The organism is Agromyces sp. NPDC055658 (genome assembly GCF_053618155.1).
In genome coordinates this window covers 1-19,204 of the sequence record NZ_JBSHHD010000039.1, presented here as the reverse complement: position 1 = coordinate 19,204, position 19,204 = coordinate 1, and the positions used below count along the sequence as shown (strand labels likewise).

The 19,204-nt window shown below is 71.4% G+C and carries 20 protein-coding genes and 1 rRNA gene; 2 read left to right on the top strand and 19 right to left on the bottom strand.

The features are described 5' to 3' along the window. The first annotated feature begins 65 nt into the window (after positions 1–65). Both ACWGPE_RS16025 and ACWGPE_RS16020 read left to right on the top strand, forming a co-directional pair. Positions 66–686, top strand: a complete 621-nt coding sequence (locus ACWGPE_RS16025; protein WP_275507106.1) for a GNAT family N-acetyltransferase — start codon at positions 66–68, stop codon at positions 684–686. A 61-nt stretch (positions 687–747) separates the two neighbouring features. Beyond that, positions 748–1,002 carry a hypothetical protein gene (locus ACWGPE_RS16020; protein WP_231431254.1) on the top strand — a complete coding sequence of 85 codons (255 nt, stop codon included), beginning with the start codon at positions 748–750 and terminating at the stop codon, positions 1,000–1,002. A gap of 13 nt (positions 1,003–1,015) precedes the next feature. On the opposite strand, the gene ACWGPE_RS16015 is transcribed toward ACWGPE_RS16020, so the two are convergent. The 19 genes from ACWGPE_RS16015 to rrf all read right to left on the bottom strand — a co-directional run bounded on the left by ACWGPE_RS16015 (position 1,016) and on the right by rrf (position 19,086). Continuing rightward, positions 1,016–1,924, bottom strand: a complete 909-nt coding sequence (locus tag ACWGPE_RS16015; protein ID WP_452049062.1) for a CHAD domain-containing protein — start codon at positions 1,922–1,924, stop codon at positions 1,016–1,018. Continuing rightward, complete coding sequence (locus ACWGPE_RS16010; protein ID WP_452049061.1) at positions 1,917–2,165, bottom strand: DUF167 domain-containing protein; 249 nt, start codon at positions 2,163–2,165, stop codon at positions 1,917–1,919. The genes ACWGPE_RS16015 and ACWGPE_RS16010 overlap by 8 nt, the downstream gene beginning before the upstream one ends. Before the next feature lie 24 nt (positions 2,166–2,189). Continuing rightward, on the bottom strand, positions 2,190–3,716 hold the full coding sequence (gene der, locus ACWGPE_RS16005; RefSeq protein WP_231431257.1) for a ribosome biogenesis GTPase Der: 1,527 nt from the start codon (positions 3,714–3,716) through the stop codon (positions 2,190–2,192). Between the two features lie 133 nt (positions 3,717–3,849). Beyond that, positions 3,850–4,527 (bottom strand): (d)CMP kinase, encoded by a 678-nt coding sequence (gene cmk, locus ACWGPE_RS16000; RefSeq protein ID WP_452049060.1) that lies wholly within the window; start codon positions 4,525–4,527, stop codon positions 3,850–3,852. 21 nt (positions 4,528–4,548) lie between these two features. Next, positions 4,549–5,631 carry a prephenate dehydrogenase gene (locus ACWGPE_RS15995; RefSeq protein ID WP_452049059.1) on the bottom strand — a complete coding sequence of 361 codons (1,083 nt, stop codon included), beginning with the start codon at positions 5,629–5,631 and terminating at the stop codon, positions 4,549–4,551. Between the two features lies 1 nt (position 5,632). Beyond that, a complete protein-coding gene (locus tag ACWGPE_RS15990; RefSeq protein WP_231431260.1) occupies positions 5,633–6,412 on the bottom strand; it encodes a pseudouridine synthase in 780 nt (259 codons plus the stop codon). Further along, positions 6,405–7,163 carry an SMC-Scp complex subunit ScpB gene (gene scpB, locus ACWGPE_RS15985; protein ID WP_452049058.1) on the bottom strand — a complete coding sequence of 253 codons (759 nt, stop codon included), beginning with the start codon at positions 7,161–7,163 and terminating at the stop codon, positions 6,405–6,407. The genes ACWGPE_RS15990 and scpB overlap by 8 nt, the downstream gene beginning before the upstream one ends. Then, entirely contained in the window at positions 7,153–8,022 is an 870-nt protein-coding gene (locus ACWGPE_RS15980) for a segregation and condensation protein A (RefSeq protein ID WP_374201126.1), read from the bottom strand. The genes scpB and ACWGPE_RS15980 overlap by 11 nt, the downstream gene beginning before the upstream one ends. Then, positions 8,006–8,893, bottom strand: a complete 888-nt coding sequence (locus ACWGPE_RS15975) for a ParA family protein (RefSeq protein WP_231431262.1) — start codon at positions 8,891–8,893, stop codon at positions 8,006–8,008. Before ACWGPE_RS15975 ends, ACWGPE_RS15980 begins: the two co-directional genes overlap by 17 nt. 69 nt (positions 8,894–8,962) lie before the next feature. Beyond that, on the bottom strand, positions 8,963–9,910 hold the full coding sequence (gene xerD, locus ACWGPE_RS15970) for a site-specific tyrosine recombinase XerD (RefSeq protein ID WP_376930087.1): 948 nt from the start codon (positions 9,908–9,910) through the stop codon (positions 8,963–8,965). Then, positions 9,865–10,539, bottom strand: coding sequence for an NUDIX domain-containing protein (locus tag ACWGPE_RS15965; protein ID WP_452049057.1), 675 nt, complete (start codon positions 10,537–10,539; stop codon positions 9,865–9,867). The genes xerD and ACWGPE_RS15965 overlap by 46 nt, the downstream gene beginning before the upstream one ends. Beyond that, positions 10,532–12,232, bottom strand: coding sequence for a CTP synthase (locus tag ACWGPE_RS15960; protein ID WP_231431264.1), 1,701 nt, complete (start codon positions 12,230–12,232; stop codon positions 10,532–10,534). Before ACWGPE_RS15960 ends, ACWGPE_RS15965 begins: the two co-directional genes overlap by 8 nt. Before the next feature lie 118 nt (positions 12,233–12,350). After that, the gene (gene recN, locus ACWGPE_RS15955) at positions 12,351–14,048 is read right to left on the bottom strand and encodes a DNA repair protein RecN (RefSeq protein WP_231431265.1); all 1,698 of its coding nucleotides are present in this window, start codon (positions 14,046–14,048) and stop codon (positions 12,351–12,353) included. Positions 14,049–14,085: 37 nt separating this feature from the next. After that, positions 14,086–15,042, bottom strand: coding sequence for an NAD kinase (locus ACWGPE_RS15950; RefSeq protein ID WP_374201128.1), 957 nt, complete (start codon positions 15,040–15,042; stop codon positions 14,086–14,088). Then, positions 14,997–15,806 (bottom strand): TlyA family RNA methyltransferase, encoded by an 810-nt coding sequence (locus tag ACWGPE_RS15945; RefSeq protein WP_452049056.1) that lies wholly within the window; start codon positions 15,804–15,806, stop codon positions 14,997–14,999. Before ACWGPE_RS15945 ends, ACWGPE_RS15950 begins: the two co-directional genes overlap by 46 nt. Beyond that, on the bottom strand, positions 15,803–15,991 hold the full coding sequence (locus ACWGPE_RS15940; protein WP_231431268.1) for a hypothetical protein: 189 nt from the start codon (positions 15,989–15,991) through the stop codon (positions 15,803–15,805). The genes ACWGPE_RS15945 and ACWGPE_RS15940 overlap by 4 nt, the downstream gene beginning before the upstream one ends. Before the next feature lie 37 nt (positions 15,992–16,028). Further along, positions 16,029–17,075: an HAD-IIA family hydrolase gene (locus ACWGPE_RS15935; RefSeq protein ID WP_452049055.1), complete on the bottom strand. Its 1,047-nt coding sequence runs from the start codon at positions 17,073–17,075 to the stop codon at positions 16,029–16,031. Further along, positions 17,050–18,840 carry a primosomal protein gene (locus tag ACWGPE_RS15930; protein ID WP_452049054.1) on the bottom strand — a complete coding sequence of 597 codons (1,791 nt, stop codon included), beginning with the start codon at positions 18,838–18,840 and terminating at the stop codon, positions 17,050–17,052. The genes ACWGPE_RS15935 and ACWGPE_RS15930 overlap by 26 nt, the downstream gene beginning before the upstream one ends. Before the next feature lie 129 nt (positions 18,841–18,969). Continuing rightward, positions 18,970–19,086: ribosomal RNA gene (gene rrf / locus ACWGPE_RS15925) — 5S ribosomal RNA — on the bottom strand. Positions 19,087–19,204 lie beyond the last annotated feature (118 nt).

Sequence of the window (19,204 nt, the reverse complement as noted above, 5' to 3'; positions counted from 1 at the left end):
TGCATTGTTACCTACATTCACGATTCGCCGTGGCGATGTCGGTGGTGACCGCTAGCGTGGGCTCCATGATGAGCGATCTGAGCGGTGAGCTCGAGCCGAATCCGCTACGCGTCGTGCCGGCGGGCGATGTCCCGTTCGCCGATGTCGAGGCCGTGTTCGGCACGAAGGGCGACCCCGCCCGGTGCTGGTGCCAGTGGTTCAAGCTCCCGCCCGCCGACTGGCGCACCGCGTCCCCCGACGACATGAGAGACCTCCTGCATCATCAGCTCGAGGCGTCCGGCACCGGTCCGGGCCTCCTCGCCTACGACGACGAGACCCCGGTCGGCTGGTGCGCCGTCGAGCCGCGGCCGAGGCTCCCCCGCTTGCAGCGCAGTCGCATCATCGCCGGTGCGACCCCCGAGCCCGATTTCGACGACGAGAGCGTCTGGGCAGTGTCGTGCTTCGTCGTCCCCCGTGAGTACCGCATGCGGGGCGTCGGTCGTGCGCTCGCCGTCGCCGCCGTCGACTACGCGCGCGCGAACGGCGCCCGCGTGCTCGAAGGGTACGCCGTCGATCCGGCCGAGCGGGCGAAGACCCCTGCCGCCGACCTCTACCACGGCACCGTCTCGATGTTCGTCGACGCCGGTTTCAACGAGGTGGCGCGTCCGCGGCCCGACCGCGCGATCATGCAACTCCAGCTCGACTGAGGCGGGGAAGGCGGGGCGAACCTGCCGGCATCGCGCGTGCGGGCGGCGCTACGATGACCTCATGTTCTACGGAATGGGTGGTTGGCACGTCCTCGTCATCTTCGGGGTGCTGCTCGTGTTCGCGCTGGTCGTCGCCGCGATCGTCGTCCCCATCGTGCTCGTCACCCGACGCCAGGGCGCAGTCGACGACCGCGCCGCCGCGCTCCCACGGTCGGTCGAAGCGCGCCTCCGAGAGCTCGACGACCTGCGGAATCGCGGTGTCGTATCCCCGGGCGAGTACGAGGCCCAACGGGCGGCGATCATCCGCGAGCTCTGATCGAGCCCACGCGTCAGTCACCGACGCGCTCGAACACCCGCGCGCGCACGTGCAGCTCGTCGATCGCGGCGGGCAGCCCGCGCAACCGAGCGGCAGCCTCGGCCTGCACAGCCGCCGCGAGCTCGCGGTACGCGGCGATCGACGCCTGGCCACCGCCACCACCGCCACCGTCGCCGTCGCCGCCGATGGCGGCGAGATCGTCGGCGAACAGGCATGCATCCCGATGCGCACCCAGCAGGTCCTGCACCGCCTCCGCCGCGACCGAAACGGCCCGCGCCTCATCGCCGAACACCGGCACCGGCCCGTCGGTCACGGCGTCCACGGCGTAACGCAGTCGTCGCGCGGCTCGGCGAAGGCGATGCAGCGATGCGAGGTCGCTTCCTGCCCGTGCCCATGCCCGTCTCACGCGCGCTGCCTCCGCCACGAGCGGCCCGGCCAGCCCCACCTCGACCGCCGCCCGGGTCTCGGGCTCGCCGCGCCGCGCCGGCGCCTGGGCGGCGAGGAACCCATCGATCGGCGCCGCCATCGGACCGCCGGAGCTGAGCCCCGCGACGAGTCGCGCATGCGCACGTCGGTGCCGGGCTCGGACGTCGTCGACGAGTCGCCTCCGCATCGCGGCGGGCACCCGGGCATCGAGGCGCGCCTCCGCCTGGGCGACCCGCACCTCGAGATCCCGCACGCGGCCGAGCTCATCGCCGAGCCCGGCGAGTTCGTCGCGAACGCGAGCGACCTCGGCGCGGTCGAACAGCCTCCGGTACGCGGCGAGCACGCTGCGAATCCGGCGGACGAGCACTCTCGCCTGGTGCACCGCGTCGTGTTCGTCAGCGGACACCGCCGGAGCGAGCGCCGAGAGCCGGGCCGAATACTCCGCGAGGGCTGCGATGACGACCGCGCGCGCCCGGCCGGCGGCATCCTCATGCATCGGGCGCCCAGAGGTCGACCCGCACCCGCTTGACGCGCGCGGTCGCGCCGCGCACGATCTCGACGTCGCGCTTCGGCACGCCGAAGTGCGACGCGATCGCCGCGACGACGCCGGCGTTCGCCGCACCGTCGACGGCGCGCTCGCGCACGAAGACGGTCAGCGACGCCGCCGGGTCGTCGTCGGTCGCCTCGACGAGCGGACCCTTGCGACTGCCGGGCTTCACCCGGACGGTGACCTCCATGGGCCGCTCCCCGTGCCGCCGACGCTAGCGCTGGCGGCGTTCGCGCACGCGCATGTTCACGACGATCGGCGTGCCCTCGAAGCCGTAGACCTCGCGCAGGCGCCGCTGGATGAAGCGGCGGTAGCCCGGGTCGAGGAACCCCGTCGTGAACAGCACGAATGTCGGCGGGCGGCTGCCCGCCTGGGTGCCGAACAGGATGCGCGGCTGCTTGCCGCCGCGCACCGGATGCGGGTGCTCCTGGGTGAGCTCGGTGAGGAAGGCGTTGAACTTGCCGGTCGGGACACGGGTGTCCCAACCCTCGAGCGCGGTCTCGAGCGCGGGGACGAGCTTCTCGAGATGACGGCCGGTGCGCGCCGAGATGTTCACCCGGGGCGCCCACGTCACGTGGTGCAGGTCCTGCTCGATCTCCCGCTCGAGGTAACGGCGGCGGTCGTCGTCGAGCTGGTCCCACTTGTTGTAGGCGAGCACGAGCGCACGACCCGACTCGAGCACGAGGTCGATGATGCGCACGTCCTGCTCGGAGATCGGCTGCGTCACATCGAGCAGCACGACCGCGACCTCGGCCTTCTCGAGGGCGGCCTGCGTGCGCAGCGACGCGTAGAAGTCGGCGCCCTGCTGCAGGTGCACCCTGCGGCGGATGCCCGCCGTGTCCACGAACCGCCAGATCTTGCCGCCGAGCTCGATCTGCTCGTCGACGGGATCGCGCGTGGTGCCGGCCAGGTCGTTGACGACCACCCGCTCCTCGCCTGCGGCCTTGTTGAGCAGCGAGCTCTTGCCGACATTCGGCCGGCCGACGATGGCGACCCGGCGGGGGCCGCCGAACTCCTCCTTCGCGACCGCAGAGACCTGCGGCAGCACCTTGAAGACCTGCTCGAGCATGTCGGCCACGCCGCGGCCGTGCAACGCGGAGACCGGATACGGCTCACCGAGTCCGAGGTTCCACAACGCAGCGGCCTCGGGCTCCTGGCGGGCGTCGTCGACCTTGTTCGCGACGAGGAAGACGGGCTTCTTCGTCTTGCGCAGCAGGCGCACCACGTGCTCGTCGGTCGCAGTGGCGCCGACGGTCGCGTCGACGACGAAGAGCACGACGTCGCAGAGGTCGATCGCGACCTCGGCCTGGGCTGCGACCGAGGCGTCGATGCCCCTCGCGTCGGGCTCCCAGCCGCCGGTGTCGACGAGCGTGAAACGACGATCGAGGTATTCGCCCTTGTACGAGACGCGGTCACGGGTGACGCCGGGGGTGTCCTCGACGACGGCCTCGCGGCGACCGAGGATGCGGTTCACGAGCGCCGACTTGCCGACGTTCGGGCGACCGACGATCGCGATGACCGGAAGGGCGGGCAGGTATCGGATGCCCTCCTCGCCCTCCTCCGAGAGCTCGAGCACCTCGAGGTCGTCGTCGTCGAGCTCGTAGTCGCTGAGGCCCGAGCGCAGGGCTGCCGCCCGCTGCTCGGCGAGCTCGTCGTCGACGTCGGCGAGCCGCTCGGCCAGGCCGTCGTCCGCGACGTCGCCGTACTCGTCGCGCAGGTTCTCGTCGCGCTGGTCGGTCATGCTGTCTCCTGGAAAGATCGTGGGCGCGAATGCGCGCGGCTACCAGTCTGCCGTATGCCGGCTGGGAACTCGGGATGCCGCCGCGGTCTCCCGCGTGACGGGGCGGTCGCGGGAACGACCGGATCGGGCCTCGTCAGGCGCGGGCCTCGACGACCGCGATCATCGCGTCGACGGTCTTGTCGAAGTCGAGTTCGGTCGAGTCGACGGTCGTGACGCCCTCGGCGGCGGTCATGAACTCGACCACCTTCGAGTCGGCGGCGTCGCGCTTGCGCATGGCCTCGCCGACGGCATCGACCGAGCTGCCGATGAGCTCGGCGGCGCGCCTGGCCATCCGCACCTCCTCGGAGGCCGTGAGCAGCACGCGCACCGGCGCGTCGGGGGCGACGACGGTCGTGATGTCGCGACCCTCGACGACGATGCCGGGGCGCACTTCGGCGGTCATGATCGACCGGAACAGCTCGATGAGGTGCGTGCGCACCTCCGGCACGCGGGCGACACGGCTCACGACAGCCGAGATCTGCGGGTCGCGGATCGCCTCGGTCACGTCGGTCGCTCCGACGTGCACGCGGTATCCGGCCGGGTCGGTGCCGATGCGGTAGTCGAAGCTCGCGAGGCACGCGACGACGGAGTCCGCGTCGTCGGTGTCCACGCCCGACGCCTCGACGTGCCAGGCGAACGCGCGATACGCCGCGCCGGTGTCGAGGAATCCGTACCCGAGTCGCTTGGCGACGGCTTTCGACACGCTCGACTTGCCGCTGCCGGCGGGGCCATCGACGGCGACGACGACGGGGATCTCCACGGATGCCTCCATTTGGTGGTGGTTCGGGCCGGCTCAGCCGGCGATGCGCCAGCCGCGCTCGGCCAGCTCATGGGTCAGTCGGTCGGCTGCCTCGGGCACGACCTGCATTTCTGCGAGGCCGACCTGTCGTCCAGGCGAGTGCTCGAGCCGCAGGTCTTCGAGGTTGACGCCGATCTCGCCGATCTCGGCGAGCAGCCGCGCCAACTGGCCCGGCCGGTCGTCGACCATGACGACGACGGTCGTGAAGCGCTTGTCGGTGCCGTGCTTGCCCGGCAGGCGCGAGACGCCGGTGTTGCCACCGGTCAACTCCTCGGCGACGCGGCGCCGGGCGCCGGGTGCCGCCGGATCGCCGAGCGCGTCGATGAAGCGGTCGAGGTCGTCGCGGAAGGCGACGAGGATGTCGCGGACGGGCGCCGAGTTCGCGCCGAGGATCTGCACCCAGAGGTCGGGGTCGCTCGCGGCGATGCGGGTGACGTCGCGCACGCCCTGCCCTGCGAGCCCGAGCGCCGCATTGGGCGCGTCGATGAACCGGCGGGCCATGACGCTCGCCACGACCTGCGGCACGTGCGAGATGAGGGCGACCCCGCGGTCGTGCTCGTCCGGGGTCATTTCGACGAGGGTCGCCCCGAGGTCGAGGATCAGGTCGTCGATCGCCCCGGCGCGCTGGTAGCTGATCGCGTCGTGCGCGGCGACGACCCAGGGCCGGCCCGCGAAGAGGTCGGCTCGGGCGGCGAGCGGGCCGCCGCGTTCGCGCCCGGCGAGCGGATGCGAGCCGATGTACCGCGAGACGTCGGCGCCGCGGTCGACGAGTTCGTCGAGGATCCCGGCCTTCACGCTCGCGACGTCGGTCACGATCGCGTCGGGGAACGCCGCGAGCTCGTCGGCGACGACGCGCGCCGTCACGTCGGGCGGCACCGCGACCACGATGAGCTGGGGCGCGTCGTCGGGCCGGGCGGGACGCCCGGCGCCGAGATCGGTCGCGATCGCCACGTGCGTCGGCGAGGCGTCGGCGAGGATCACGTCGAGGCCTCGGCCCCGCAGCCCCAGTGCGACGCTCGTGCCGAGCAGGCCGGCACCGACGACGCGCACCGGGCCGGTGAGCCGCGATTCGACCACGTCAGTGCCCCTCTCGGGCGGGTGCGCCGCCACCTGCGGCCCTGGCGATGGTGAGCAGCCGGCCGCGTTCGTCCTTCGTCAGCTCCCGCAGCTGACCGGCCTTCAGTGTACCGAGGTGCAGGGGGCCGAACTGGCGACGCACGAGGTCGACGACCGGGTGGCCGACCGCCTTCAGCATGCGACGCACGATGCGGTTCTTGCCCGAGTGCAGGGTGATCTCGACGATCGTGTGCTTGTCGTCGCCCTGCGTCTGCAGGATCTTCGCGCGATCGGCCTTGATCGGGCCGTCGTCCAGCTCGATGCCCTGCTTGAGTCGCTGCAGCGTCTGCGGGGTGAGCCGGCCGCGCACCTTCGCGACGTAGGTCTTCTCGACCCCGAACGACGGGTGCGCGAGCACGTGCGCGAGCTCGCCGTCGTTCGTGAGCACGAGCAGGCCGCTCGTCTCGGCGTCGAGCCGGCCGACGTTGTAGACGCGCTCCTCGAGGTCGTCGGTGAACCGGCGGAGGTCGGGGCGCCCCTGCTCGTCGCGCATCGACGAGACGACGCCCGTCGGCTTGTTGAGCATGTAGTAGCGCTTCGCGGTGTCGAGCTGCACGGCGACGCCGTCGACCGAGACGAGGTCGCTCTCGGGGTCGATTCGCGTGCCGAGCTCGGTGACGATGCGGCCGTTCACCTCGATGCGTCCCGCGAGGATGTACTCCTCGACGACGCGCCGGCTCGCAACGCCGGCGGCGGCGAGCACCTTCTGCAGGCGCACGCCTGCGACATCCGATTCAGCCATCGAGGTCGAATCCTCCCTGTCCGTCGTCGAGCAGCGGCGAGATCGGCGGCAGCTCGTCGAGTGAGTTGATGCCGAGGTTGGTGAGCAGCAACTCGGTCGTGCCGTAGAGGATCGCCCCGGTCTCGGGGTCGGTGTCGACCTCGGTGACGAGCCCACGGCCGAGCAGCGTGCGCACGACCGAGTCGACGTTGACGGCCCGGATCGACGCGACCTGCGAGCGTGAGATCGGCTGCTTGTAGGCGATCACCGACAGCGTCTCGAGCGCGGCCTGCGAGAGCCGCGTCGACGACTGGGTCACCACGAAGTCGGTGACGAGGGCGTCGTACTCGCCGCGCACGTAGAACCGCCAGCCGCCGCCGACCTCGCGGAGCTCGAAGGCGCGACGGATGCCTCGTGCCGTCGCCTCCTCGGCGGCGAGGTCCGTGCGCGGCTCGCCCGACGCGGCGCCGCCGTCGTAGTCGTCGCGCAGTCGTGCGATCGAGGCGCGCACCTCGGCGACCGGACGGGCGACCGCAGCCGCGAGGTGGACGACGCTCTGCGGCTCGTCGGCGATGAACAGGATCGCCTCGATCGCGCGGTCGAGGTCGAGGCGTGGCTGGCCGGGCACATCGAGCGGGGTCGCCACCGACAGTTCGGGGCCGTCGTCGGCAGGGTGAGGAGCCGACGGCGTCGGCGAATCCGGGCCGTCGCCGGACACGGCGGGCGGCGCCGACTCGACGCCCTCCTCCGCGTGCGTGGTCTCATTCGTCATAGTCGGCCCCCAGGCTCTCGAGGTTCTCGTCGGACCAGTGCTCGGCGGCCCAGTGCAAGGTCAGCTCGCCGAGCGGCTCGATCTGGTCGAAGCCGATCGCCGCGTGCCGGTACAGCTCGAGCACGGCGAGGAAGCGCGCGACGACGACGCCCCGCTGGGCGACCCCGGCGATCAACTGTCGGAAGGTCACCGGTTCGCCGCGGCGCAGCACGGCGACGACCTGAGCGGCCTGCTCGCGGATCGACACGAGCGGCGCGTGCAGGTGGTCGAGCCCGACGACCGGGATCTCGCGCGGGGTGAGGGCGAGCGTCGCGAGCGCGGCGAAGTCATCGGCCGAGAGCGTCCACACGAGCTCGGGCGCCCGCTGCCGGAACTTCTCCTCGAGCCGCACGGTGCGAGCGTGGCGCAGGGCCTCGGCGTCGAGCTCACCGCTGAACCAGCGAGCCGCCTCCTTGAAGGCGCGGTATTGCAGCAGGCGGGCGAACAGCAGGTCGCGCGCCTCGAGCAGCGCGACGTCCTCGGCGTCGACGAGTTCGCCCTGCGGCAGCAGGCCCGCCACCTTGAGGTCGAGCAGCGTCGCCGCCACCACGAGGAACTCGCTCGCACGGTCGAGCTCCTCCTCGGAGTCGAGGCCCTTCAGGTAGGAGATGAACTCGTCGGTCACCTTCGAGAGCGAGACCTCGGTGATGTCGAGCTCGTGCTTCGCGATGAGCGAGAGCAGCAGGTCGAAGGGCCCCTCGAAGTTGGTCAGTGCGACCCGGAACCCGGCGTCGTCGCCCCCGGCCGAGGCATCCGTCACCGCGGCGCCGTCGGTTGATGCAGCCTCGTCGGCGGGCGCCCGCTCAGGCGACCGCGCCACGGAAGACCAGCTCCCTCGCGAGCTGCCGGTACGCCTTCGAGGCCTGGTGCTCGGGAGCGAACTCGGTGATCGGCGTCGCCGCGACCGTCGCGTCGGGGAACTTCACCGTGCGTGTGATCACCGTCTCGAGCACCTTGTCGCCGAACGCGTCGACGACCCGCTCGAGCACCTCGCGCGAGTGCAGCGTGCGAGCGTCGTACATCGTCGCGAGGATGCCGTCGAGCGCGATGGCCGGGTTGAGGCGGTCGCGCACCTTGTCGATCGTCTCGATGAGCAGGGCGACGCCGCGGAGCGCGAAGAACTCGCACTCGAGCGGGATGACGACGCCGTGGCTCGCCGTGAGCGCGTTCACGGTCAGGAGCCCGAGCGACGGCTGGCAGTCGATGAGGATGACGTCGTAGTCGGGTGCGACGCGGCGCAGGACGCCCGCGAGGATCTGCTCACGGGCGACCTCGGTGACGAGGTGCACCTCGGCCGCCGAGAGGTCGATGTTCGCCGGGATGACGTCGAGGCCCTCGACGGTCGTCTGCTGGATCGCGTCCTTCGGCTCGAGCTGGCGCGAGAGGAGCAGGTCGTAGATCGTCGGCACGTCGTGCGTCTGCACCCCGAGACCGGCCGACAGCGCGCCCTGCGGGTCGAAGTCGATCGCGAGCACGCGGCGGCCGTACTCGGCGAGGGTCGCGCCGAGGTTGATCGTCGTCGTGGTCTTGCCCACGCCGCCCTTCTGGTTGCACAGGGCGATGATGCGCGCGGGCCCGTGCGACGTGAGCGGCTTCGGATCGGGGAACTCGCGGTGCGGACGACCCGTCGGACCCAGCTCCGGCTCCAGCGAAGCGATCCCGTCCGCCGAGTCGTGCTTGTGCTGCGTCACGTGTCGTCTTCTCTCCTGGGGCCGGGGCCGCTCGCTGTCGGCCCTGTTCGGATCTGGGCTTGGTCGATTCTAGCGAGCACGTGGGTGTGCTGCCGTGTACATCTCCCGGAGTGTATCGGCTGTGACGAGCGTGTAGATCTGCGTGGTCGCGACCGACGAGTGCCCGAGCAGCTCCTGCACGACCCGCACGTCGGCCCCGCCCTCGAGCAGGTGGGTCGCGAACGAGTGGCGAAGGGTGTGCGGTGAGACGGATGCCTCGATCCCCGCCCGTTCTGCCGCTGCGCGGATGACGTCCCACGCCGCCTGGCGCGAGAGCCGCCGGCCGCGCACACCGAGGAACAGGGCCGGAGTCGCCTGCCCGCGCGCCGAGAAGACCGGCCGGGCGCGCACCAGGTAGGCGCCGATCGCCCGCCTGGCGTAGCTGCCGAGCGGCACGACCCGCTGCTTGCCGCCCTTGCCGAACAGGCGGACGACCTCGTCGTCGATGAGGTCGTCGACGTTGAGCGAGATCGCCTCGGTCACGCGGGCGCCGGTCGCGTAGAGGAGTTCGAGCAGGGCGGCGTCGCGCAGTTGCGCCGGCTCGTCACCGCCTGCGGCGGCGATGAGCGCCTCCACGTCTTCGACCGGGATCGCCTTGGGGAGCCGGGCCGGGAGCTTCGGGGGGCGCAGCTCGCGCGACACGTCGGAGGCGAGCTCGCCCTCCTCGGCGAGGAACCGGTGCAGCCCGCGCACGGCGGACAGCACTCGTGCGACGGAGGAGGTCGCGAGCACGGGATCGCGCTCGGCGCCGAGGAAGCGCACGAAGTCGGACAGGTCGCGTTCGGTGACCCGGTCGAGGTCGCCCGGGCCGCGGTCGGCGAGCCAACCGGCGTAGATCGCGAGGTCGCGCCGGTACGACGCCGTCGTGTTGCGCGACAGGCCGCGCTCCACGGCGAGATGCCGCAGGTACCCGTCGACCCGCGCGGCGGTCGTCACGGTGCCGACGCGCCCCGTTCCGGTGCGGTGCGACTCGGCCACGGGGCATCCGCCTCGCCGAGGCCGCGCCACCCGCGGCCGCGCACCGCGTGCGCGGCGAGCACCGCGATCGCCAGAGGGCCGTTGTGCACGCGCCGCTCGAGCACCGCGTCGACGCACTCGTCGAGCGGCACCCACCGCGTCTCGAGCTCGGCCTCTTCGTCTTCGCGGTCGAACGCCTCGGGCCTCGCGCGCAGACCGCGCGCGAGGTAGACGCGGATGACCTCGTCGCTGCCCCCGGGAGAGGTCGCGAAGTCGGCCAGCACCGCCCACTCGGATGCTTCGAGGTCGGCCTCTTCGGCGAGCTCGCGCTGCGCGGCTGCGAGCGGGTCTTCGCCCGCGACGTCGAGGAGGCCCGCCGGGATCTCCCAGTCGCGCATGCGCACCGGGTGGCGGTACTGCTTGATGAGCAGCGCACGGTCGTGCTCGTCGAGCGCGAGCACGCCGACGGCGCCCGTGTGGTCCATGAACTCGCGAACGATCGGCGCGCCGCCGAGCTCGAAGGTCTCGCGCCGGATGCTCCAGACCCGACCGGCGAAGACCTCCTCGCTCTCGATGATCGCGAGTTCGACGGGGTCGTCGGCGAGTCGATCGAACGACCCGCCGACGGCCGCGTCAGCAGCTTCAGCCATTGTTGACGTCGAAGAGGCGGCTCGCCTGCTGACGCTCGAGCGCTGCGCCGACGAGGCCGCGGAACAGCGGGTGCGCGTCGTTCGGGCGGCTGCGCAGTTCGGGGTGCGCCTGCGTGCCGACGTAGAACGGGTGCACGTCGCGCGGAAGCTCGACGTACTCGACGAGGTTGCGGTCGGGCGAGAGCCCGGAGAACACGAGGCCCGCCTCGGCGATGCGATCGCGGTACGCGTTGTTGACCTCGTAGCGGTGCCGGTGGCGCTCGCTGACATCGGTCGAGCCGTACAGCTCGGCCGCGATCGTGCCCTCGCCGAGCTTCGCCGGGTAGAGGCCGAGTCGCATCGTGCCGCCGAGGTCGCCGCCCGAGATGATCTCGACCTGCTCCTCCATCGTCGCGATGACCGGGAACTCGGTGTCGGGGTCGAACTCGCTCGACGACGCACCTGGCAGTCCCGCGACGTTGCGCGCGTACTCGATGACCATGCACTGCAGGCCGAGGCACAGGCCGAGCACGGGAATGCCGTTGTCGCGCGCGAAGTGCAACGCACCGAGCTTGCCCTCGATGCCGCGCACGCCGAACCCGCCGGGCACGCAGATGCCGTCGAGATGGGCGAGGTGCTTCTGCGCCCCCTCGGGCGTCTGGCACTCGTCGGACGGGATCCACTCGATGTTGACCTTCGCGTCGTTCGCGAAACCGCCTGCGCGGAGCGCCTCGGTCACCGAGAGGTACGCGTCGGGCAGGTCGATGTACTTGCCGACCAGTCCGATCCTCACCTCGTGCTTGGGGTCGTGGACGACGCGAAGCAGGTCGCTCCAGCCCGACCAGTCGACGGCGTCGGCCTTCTCGCCCAGACCGAGCGCGTCGATGAGGTACGAGTCGAGGCCCTGCTCGTGCAACATCGTCGGGATGTCGTAGATCGAGGGCACGTCGACCGCGTTCACCACGGCGGCCTCGTCGACGTCGCACATGAGCGCGATCTTGCGCTTGTTCGACTCGGTGACGGGGCGGTCGCTGCGGAGCACGAGCGCGTCGGGCTGGATGCCGATCGAGCGCAGCGCTGCGACCGAGTGCTGGGTCGGCTTCGTCTTCTGCTCGCCCGAGGCGCCCATGAACGGCACGAGCGAGACGTGCACGAAGAACACGTTCTTGCGGCCGAGCTCGTGACGCACCTGGCGCGCGGACTCGATGAACGGCTGCGACTCGATGTCGCCGACCGTGCCGCCGATCTCCGTGATGATGACGTCGGGCTTCGGGCTCTCGGTCGCCTGCAGGCGCATGCGGCGCTTGATCTCGTCGGTGATGTGCGGGATCACCTGCACCGTGTCTCCGAGGTACTCGCCGCGACGCTCCTTCGCGATGACCGTCGAATAGATCTGGCCGGTCGTGACGTTCGCCGCCTGCGACAGGTCGATGTCGAGGAAGCGCTCGTAGTGGCCGATGTCGAGGTCGGTCTCAGCGCCGTCGTCGGTCACGAAGACCTCGCCGTGCTGGAACGGATTCATCGTGCCGGGGTCGACGTTGAGATAGGGGTCGAGCTTCTGCATGACCACCCGGAGGCCGCGCGCCGTCAGCAGGTTGCCGAGGCTCGCGGCGGTGAGTCCCTTGCCCAACGAAGAAACGACACCACCGGTCACGAAGATGTGCTTGGTCGTGTCGTTATTGTCTGCGCTCTGCGCTCTTCCGCGTTCATCCACCACGGGCTTGTATTCTAACCCACGTTCCCGATCGCTTGCCGCGACATGCCCCACGCGCTCCCCCTTCGTCGTGCGGGGCCGATCGGCCCCGGTCGGTTCGGCCCTGCGGCCGGTGATCTCAGGCCGCCCGTTCGGAGGCGATCTCGAGCAACTCCCGCGCGTGCGCGAGCCCGCTCTCGGAATCGGCGAGCCCCGAGAGCAGCCGCGCCATCTCGGCTTCGCGCTCGGCGCCCTGCAGCTGTCGCACGCTCGACGCGGTGACCGCGCCGTCGGTGCCCTTGACGACGCTCAGGTGGTTCGTCGCGAACGCGGCGACCTGGGCGAGGTGGGTGACGACGATGACCTGCGAGCGTTCGGCGAGGCGGGCGAGGCGACGCCCGATCTCGATGGCCGCGGCGCCGCCGACACCCGCGTCGACCTCGTCGAAGACGAACGTGGGCACGGGGTCGGTGCCGGCGATCACGACCTCGATCGCGAGCATGACCCGCGAGAGCTCGCCGCCGGACGCGCCGCGCGAGACCGAGCGGGGCTCGGCACCGGGATGCGGCCGCAGCAGGATGGCGACATGGTCGCGCCCGTGCGTCGTCGGCTCGGCGCTCGGCTCCACGCTGACGCTCAGCACCGCGTCGGGCATGGCCAGGGCCGCGAGTTCGTGCGTCACGGCCTCGGCGAGCCGCGCGGCCGCCTCGGTGCGCTGCTCGGTGATGCGGGTGGCGAGTCGATCGACCTCGGCCGCGAGCTCGGCGACGGCGATGTCGAGCTCGGCGATGCGTTCGTCGTCGCCGTCGAGCTCGACGAGTCGCAGCCCGCCGTCGCGCCGGAACGCGAGCACGCCGTCGAGATCGCCGTGGCGGCGGATGAGGCCGGCGAGCACCGCCCGGCGCTCCTGCACGAGCTCGAGCTCGCGGGCGCCATCGGTGTCGAGCCCGGTGAGGTAGCCGGCGAGCTCGGTGCCCGCGTCGGCCAGGAGGAAGCCGGCGTTCGCAAGCGACTCCGCGATCGGTGCGAGCGCCGCGTCGTGCTCGGCGACCCGCTCGAGGTGCCGTCGTGCGGCCTCGATGAGCGTCACCGCGTCTGGAGCGTCGTCGACGACCTCGTCGCCCGAGACGAGCGCCTTCGCCTGGGCGGCGGCGAGGCGGAGCTCTTCGAGGTTCGAGAGCCGTTCGGCACGCTCGTGGAGTTCGGCGTCCTCACCGGGCTGCGGATCGACGGCCTCGACCTCGTCGAGGTCGGCTCGCAGCGCCTCGGCCTCCCGCGCGCGGGCGTCGCGCTCGTCGCGCAGGCGCGCGAGTTCGGCGGCGTCGGCCCTCCAGCGGTCGAACACGTCGCGGTACGCCTCGAGCGATTCGGCGAGCGGCGCGCCGGCGAAGCGGTCGAGTGCGTCGCGCTGGGCCGAGGCCGAGCGCAGCCGCTGCTGGTCGGCCTGCCCGTGCACCACCACGAGCTCGTCACCGAGTTCGGAGAGCACCCCGACCGGAGCGCTCCGACCGCCGACGACGGCGCGGCTGCGCCCCTCGGACGAGACCGAACGTCCGAGCAGCAGCTCGCCGGCCTCGACCTCGCCGCCGGTCTCGGCGACGCGGTCGGCGATTGCTCCCTCTTGGGGCACGATCCATCGCCCCTCGACCCAGGCCTGCTTCGCGCCGGACCGCACGGCTCCGGCGTCGGAGCGAGCGCCGAGCAGCAGCCCGAGCGCGGTCACGACCATCGTCTTGCCTGCGCCCGTCTCACCCGTGACCGCCGTGAACCCGGCCCCGAGCGGCAGCGTCGCCTCGGCGATGACGCCGAGGTCGCGGATGCCGAGCTCCTCGATCAACTCGCGCCCTCCCTCATCGGATCCCGGCCTCTCGTGCTCATTCGCGGCCCGCCGGCCCGCGCCACCCCGTCACCGGCAACTGGAACTTGTTCACGAGCCGGTCGGTGAACGGCGCCTCATGGAGCCGTGCCAGCCGCACAGGGGTGTCGGAGCGGCGCACGATCACCCTGGCCCCGGGCGGCAGGTCGAATGTGCGCCGCCCGTCGCACCAGATGACGGCCGCGGTCTCGGTGCGCTGCAGGATCTCGACCGCGAGGGACGACTCGGGACCGACCACGAGCGGGCGGGCGAACAGCGCGTGCGCGCTGAGCGGCACGAGCAGCAGGGCCTCGAGACTCGGCCACACGACCGGCCCACCCGCCGAGAACGAATAGGCGGTCGAACCCGTCGGCGTCGACATGACGACGCCGTCGCAGCCGAACGACGAGAGCGGCCGGCGATCGACCTCGATCACGACCTCGAGCATGCGCTCGCGCTCGGCCTTCTCGACGGTCGCCTCATTGAGCGCCCAGCTCTCGTACACGACCTCGGAGCCGACCTTCGCCCGCACGGACAGGGTCATGCGCTCCTCCACGACGTAGTCGCGCGAGAGCGCCCGGGAGACGGTGTAGCCGAGGTCGTCGCGCTCGCTCTCGGCGAGGAACCCGACGTGACCGAGGTTGACGCCGAGCAGCGGCACGGGGTGGTCGCGGATGAGCTCGGCCGCGCGAAGGATCGTACCGTCGCCGCCGAGCACGATCACGAGCTCGATGCTTGCGGGATCGGTGTCTTCGAAGCGCACGACGCCGCCGTCGAGCTCGGGCACGAAGGCGTGCACGTCCTCCCAGTGCTCGGCGGCGATCACCGGCACGGCGCCCGCGGCGAGCAGCTGCGTGCAGACCGCCCCCGTCGCCTCGAGCGCGGACTGCCGGCCCGTGTGCGAGACCACGAGGAAGTGGCGTGCGTCGTTCACCCGTGCTCTCCTCTCGTCAGCGCGTCGACCCGACCCGACCATTCTGTCGGATTCGCACCGCCCGTCGCCCGAAGGTGGACGAGGAACTCGCGGTTTCCGTGCGAGCCGGCGATTGGGGAGGACAGGACGCCGACGGTGCCGAGATCGAGGTCGTGCGCGGCCCACAGCACGTTCATGACCGCCTCCGAGCGCAGTGCCGGATCGTGGACGATCCCCTCACGTACTCCCCCGCGGCCGACCTCGAACTGCGGCTTCACGAGGAGCACGAGGTCTGCGTCGGCCGTCGCGGTCGCGCGCAGTGCGGGCAGCACGGTCGTCAACGAGATGAACGAGAGGTCGGCGGTCACGAGGGCGGGACGCTCGTCGACGCCCGTCGCCGCCGCGAGCGAATCGGGCGTGAGCCCGCGAACGTTGCAGCCCTCGACGAGCACCAGACCGGGCGCGCCGTGCAGCTCCGGCGCGAGCTGGCCGTGGCCGACGTCGACGGCGAGCACGGTGCGCGCACCGCGTTCGAGCAGCACTTGGGTGAAGCCGCCGGTCGACGCGCCAGCGTCGAGCGCGACGCGGCCCGCCGGGTCGACGGCGAAGCCGTCGAGCGCGGCGACCAGCTTGTGCGCGGCACGGCTGACGTAGTGGTCGGATGCCTCGACCGAGAGCAGCACGTCCGGCCAGACCTTGAACGACGCCTTCACGACGGGGCGACCGTCGACCGACACCCGCCCTTCGGCGATGAGTGCGGCCGCCTGCGTGCGCGAACGCACGAGACCGCGCGCCGCGAGGGCGGCATCGAGACGCTCGTGGCTCATGACGACCGAGATGCGCCCGACGGGTCGGACTGCTCGAGTTCCTCGCGGAGGCGCGCGGCCAGCGCCTCGTAACCCGGCGCGCGCTCCTCGATCGGGAGCCCCTCGATGTCGGCCAGGGCGGCCCTGGTGCCCTCGGCCACCTCGTCGGAGGAGTCGCTCGGGTCGTGCTCGTGGTCGATGCTCACCCGACCACGCTACCTCGCGCGCACGACACGCGGTCGATCACGCGTAGAGGCGCGCCGGGACGTCGAGCACATGGATGCCGATGCCCGACTCCCAGATCGTCGCGCACGCCGCGCGCAGGAGGTCGAGGCCGCCGTCGCCCTCGGCGACGATCTCGACGCGGTTGCCGGCGAGGCGCACGCGAGCCGCGCCGACCCTCACCACGTCGCCCCGCACGCGCTCGACCGTCGGATAGGGCTCGTGAAGTCCCCGCAGGTCGGAGAGGATGAAGTCGGGTCGGCTGGCCGCATCGGCGGCGAGCAGCTGCTTCGCCCGGTCGATGCCCGTGAGCACGATCGCACTCGCCATCCCGGCCCGGTTCGCCCCGAGGATGTCGGTGTCGAGTCGGTCGCCGACCACCAGCGGGTTCGCGGCGTCGAACCGCCGGCGCGCCTCGTCGAAGATCGGCGTCTCGGGCTTGCCGGCGACGAGGGGCAGTCGTCCGACCGCCGTGTGCACGGCCGAGACGAGGGTGCCGTTGCCGGGGGCGATGCCGCGGGCGACGGGTATGGTCCAGTCCATGTTCGTCGCGATCCACGGGATGCCTCCGCGCGAGGCATCCGCGCCGTCGATGCCCGGGTCGTCGGCATGCAGGGCGAACGCGGCCTCGGCGAGGTCCTTCCAGCCGATCTCGGGGGTGAACCCCTGCACGAGGGCATCGGGGCGGTCGTCGGCCGACCGCGTCACCCGATAGCCGCGCTTGCGCAACTCGACCTCGATGCCCTCGCCGCCGACGACGAACACGAGTGCGCCCGGCGCGACGTGGCCCTCGAGGAGTCGCATGGCCGCCTGGGGCGACGTGACGACATCGTTCGGCGCCGCTTCGAGGCCGAGGTCGGTGAGGTGGCCCGCGACGGAGGCGTCGCTGCGCGACGCGTTGTTCGTGATGTACCCGACCGCTCGCGAACGCTTCGCGAGGTTGAGGCTCTCGACCGCATGCGGAATCGCGCCGGCGCCCGCATAGACGACGCCGTCGAGATCGGCGAACACCGCGTCGACGCCGTCGAGCGGTGTCGTGGGCTCAGTCCTCGCTCGGAACAGCGCCATCGGCGGAGTCCTCGGTCGCGTCTTCGCCGTCGAGAGCGTCGCCTTCGGCGAGCACCGCTCGGACGTCGTCCTCGAGCACGTCTCCGGGGTCGCCCGACGCCGTGTCCTCCGACGACTCGACGAGCTCATCGATCGCGGCGTCGCCGTCCGCGACGTGCTCCTCGTTCCCGATCTCGACGTCGGCCTCGAACGCCTGGTCATCGATTTCGGCGTCGGCGGGCTCGTCGGACTCGAGCTCGAAGATCTCGATGAGCTCGGCCTCGGCCGGACCCGCCAACGCGGCTTCGGCGCGCGCGGCGAGCACACGCCATCGGGAGGCGTCGCCGTCGCGTCCGAGCTCTTCGAGCACCTCGGCGTAGGCGGAGAAGAGCGCGGGGCTGTACGAGAAGGCGCGATCGGGGTCGAGTTGCGGGATCTCGAGCTCCGCGAGCGCGAGCTCCGGCTGGCCGAGGTCGAGCCGCGCACCGGACATCGCGATCGCCAAGCCGACCTGCACGGCCACCGGCAGTTCGTTGCGGTCCACCGCGCGACCGACCTCGAGGGCGCGATCGGGACGACCGACGCCGCGCTCGCTGTCGACCATCAACGGAAGCTGGTCGTTGTTGCCGGAGATGCGACGGTAGGTGCGCAACTCGCGAAGTGCGAGCGAGAAGTCGCCCGTCGCATATGCCGTGATCGCAAGGGTCTCGCGCACCACCGCGATGCGCCCCGCCCGGCGGGCAGCCGACATCGCGTGCTGGTGCGCGAGCTCGGGGTCGTCATCGAGGTACTCGGATGCCGCGACGAGATGCCGTGCGACCCAGTCCGCGTTCTCCTTGCTCAGGGTCTTGAGCTCGGCGCGGGCCACCTTGTCGAGCTGGCGGGCTTCGATCTCCGCAGGCAGGAACGGATCGTCGTGCCGCGGACGCACCGGAAGGTCGGCCGCGCCGTGCCGCTCGTGCGACGCCTCGGTCGGTGCCCCACGGCGATCGCCGTCGTGCCGGCCGCCTGCGTGGCCGGAACCGGGCGTGCCGTACGGGCGCTTCTGGTCGCGGTCGCCATAGGGCTTCTGGTCATCCCGGCCGCCGTACGGGCGCTTCGCATCGCGGTCGCCGTAGGAACGCCTCTGGTCGCGGTCACCGTACGGCTTGCGGTCATCCCGGCCGCCGTACGGGCGCTTCGCATCGCGATCGCCGTACGGCTTGCGGTCGCCGCTGCCGCCGTGCGAACGGGTCGCGTCGCGGTCGCCGTACGAACGCTTCTGATCCCGGTCGGCATACGGCTTGCGGTCATCCCGGGCACCGTACGGGCGCTTCGCGTCGCGATCGCCGTAGGACCGCCTCTGGTCGCGGTCGCCGTAGGGCTTGCGGTCGCCGCTGCTGCCGTGCGAACGGGTCGCGTCGCGGTCGCCGTACGAACGCTTCTGGTCGCGGTCGCCGTACGGCTTGCGATCATCATGACCACCGTACGGACGCTTCTGGTCGCGGTCGCCATAGGGCTTCCGTTCATCGCGACCACCGTACGGGCGCTTCGCGTCCCGGTCACCGTACGGCTTGCGATCACCGCTGCCGCCGTGCGAACGCGTCGCATCCCGATCGCCGTACGAACGCTTCTTGTCCCGGTCACCGTACGGCTTCCGATCACCGCTGCTGCCATGCGGACGCTTCGCGTCCCGCTCGCCATACGGCTTGCGGCCGGCAGTCGAACCGGATCCTCGCTGACCCGACGAGCCGCCGCTCCGCTGGGGTCGCTCCTGGCCGTCTCGGTCCTTGTTCGAATCGCTCACGATGTTCCTGTCGAATGGGAGTCTCGTCGACTCAACCGTACTGCCGGGCCGCGCCCGATCCGCTGTTAACGAATAATGGCCACCCACCTGTGCTCGCTATTGAGCACAGGGGGTGGCCATTCAAAGAATGTCCGGCGGTGTCCTACTCTCCCACAGGGTCCCCCCTGCAGTACCATCGGCGCTGCGAGTCTTAGCTTCCGGGTTCGGAATGTGTCCGGGCGTTTCCCTCGCGCTATGGCCGCCGAAACTCTAGGACCAAACCGTGTTCACCCTTGGTGGGTGGGTTTGGTGGTCTCGGTGTGCACACCCCTGGTGTGGGGTGTGTTTGTTCTGTGTTGAGTTTGTGTTTCCGTCTGTTGGGAAC

Coding starts and splice junctions, on each gene's coding strand:
- ACWGPE_RS16025 (WP_275507106.1), top strand. CDS start 66: ATGATGAGCGATCTGAGCGGTGAGCTCGAGCCGAATCCGCTACGCGTC.
- ACWGPE_RS16020 (WP_231431254.1), top strand. CDS start 748: ATGTTCTACGGAATGGGTGGTTGGCACGTCCTCGTCATCTTCGGGGTG.
- ACWGPE_RS16015 (WP_452049062.1), bottom strand. CDS start 1,924: ATGCATGAGGATGCCGCCGGCCGGGCGCGCGCGGTCGTCATCGCAGCC.
- ACWGPE_RS16010 (WP_452049061.1), bottom strand. CDS start 2,165: ATGGAGGTCACCGTCCGGGTGAAGCCCGGCAGTCGCAAGGGTCCGCTC.
- der (WP_231431257.1), bottom strand. CDS start 3,716: ATGACCGACCAGCGCGACGAGAACCTGCGCGACGAGTACGGCGACGTC.
- cmk (WP_452049060.1), bottom strand. CDS start 4,527: ATGGAGGCATCCGTGGAGATCCCCGTCGTCGTCGCCGTCGATGGCCCC.
- ACWGPE_RS15990 (WP_231431260.1), bottom strand. CDS start 6,412: ATGGCTGAATCGGATGTCGCAGGCGTGCGCCTGCAGAAGGTGCTCGCC.
- scpB (WP_452049058.1), bottom strand. CDS start 7,163: ATGACGAATGAGACCACGCACGCGGAGGAGGGCGTCGAGTCGGCGCCG.
- ACWGPE_RS15965 (WP_452049057.1), bottom strand. CDS start 10,539: ATGGCTGAAGCTGCTGACGCGGCCGTCGGCGGGTCGTTCGATCGACTC.
- ACWGPE_RS15950 (WP_374201128.1), bottom strand. CDS start 15,042: ATGGTCGGGTCGGGTCGACGCGCTGACGAGAGGAGAGCACGGGTGAAC.
- ACWGPE_RS15945 (WP_452049056.1), bottom strand. CDS start 15,806: ATGAGCCACGAGCGTCTCGATGCCGCCCTCGCGGCGCGCGGTCTCGTG.
- ACWGPE_RS15935 (WP_452049055.1), bottom strand. CDS start 17,075: ATGGCGCTGTTCCGAGCGAGGACTGAGCCCACGACACCGCTCGACGGC.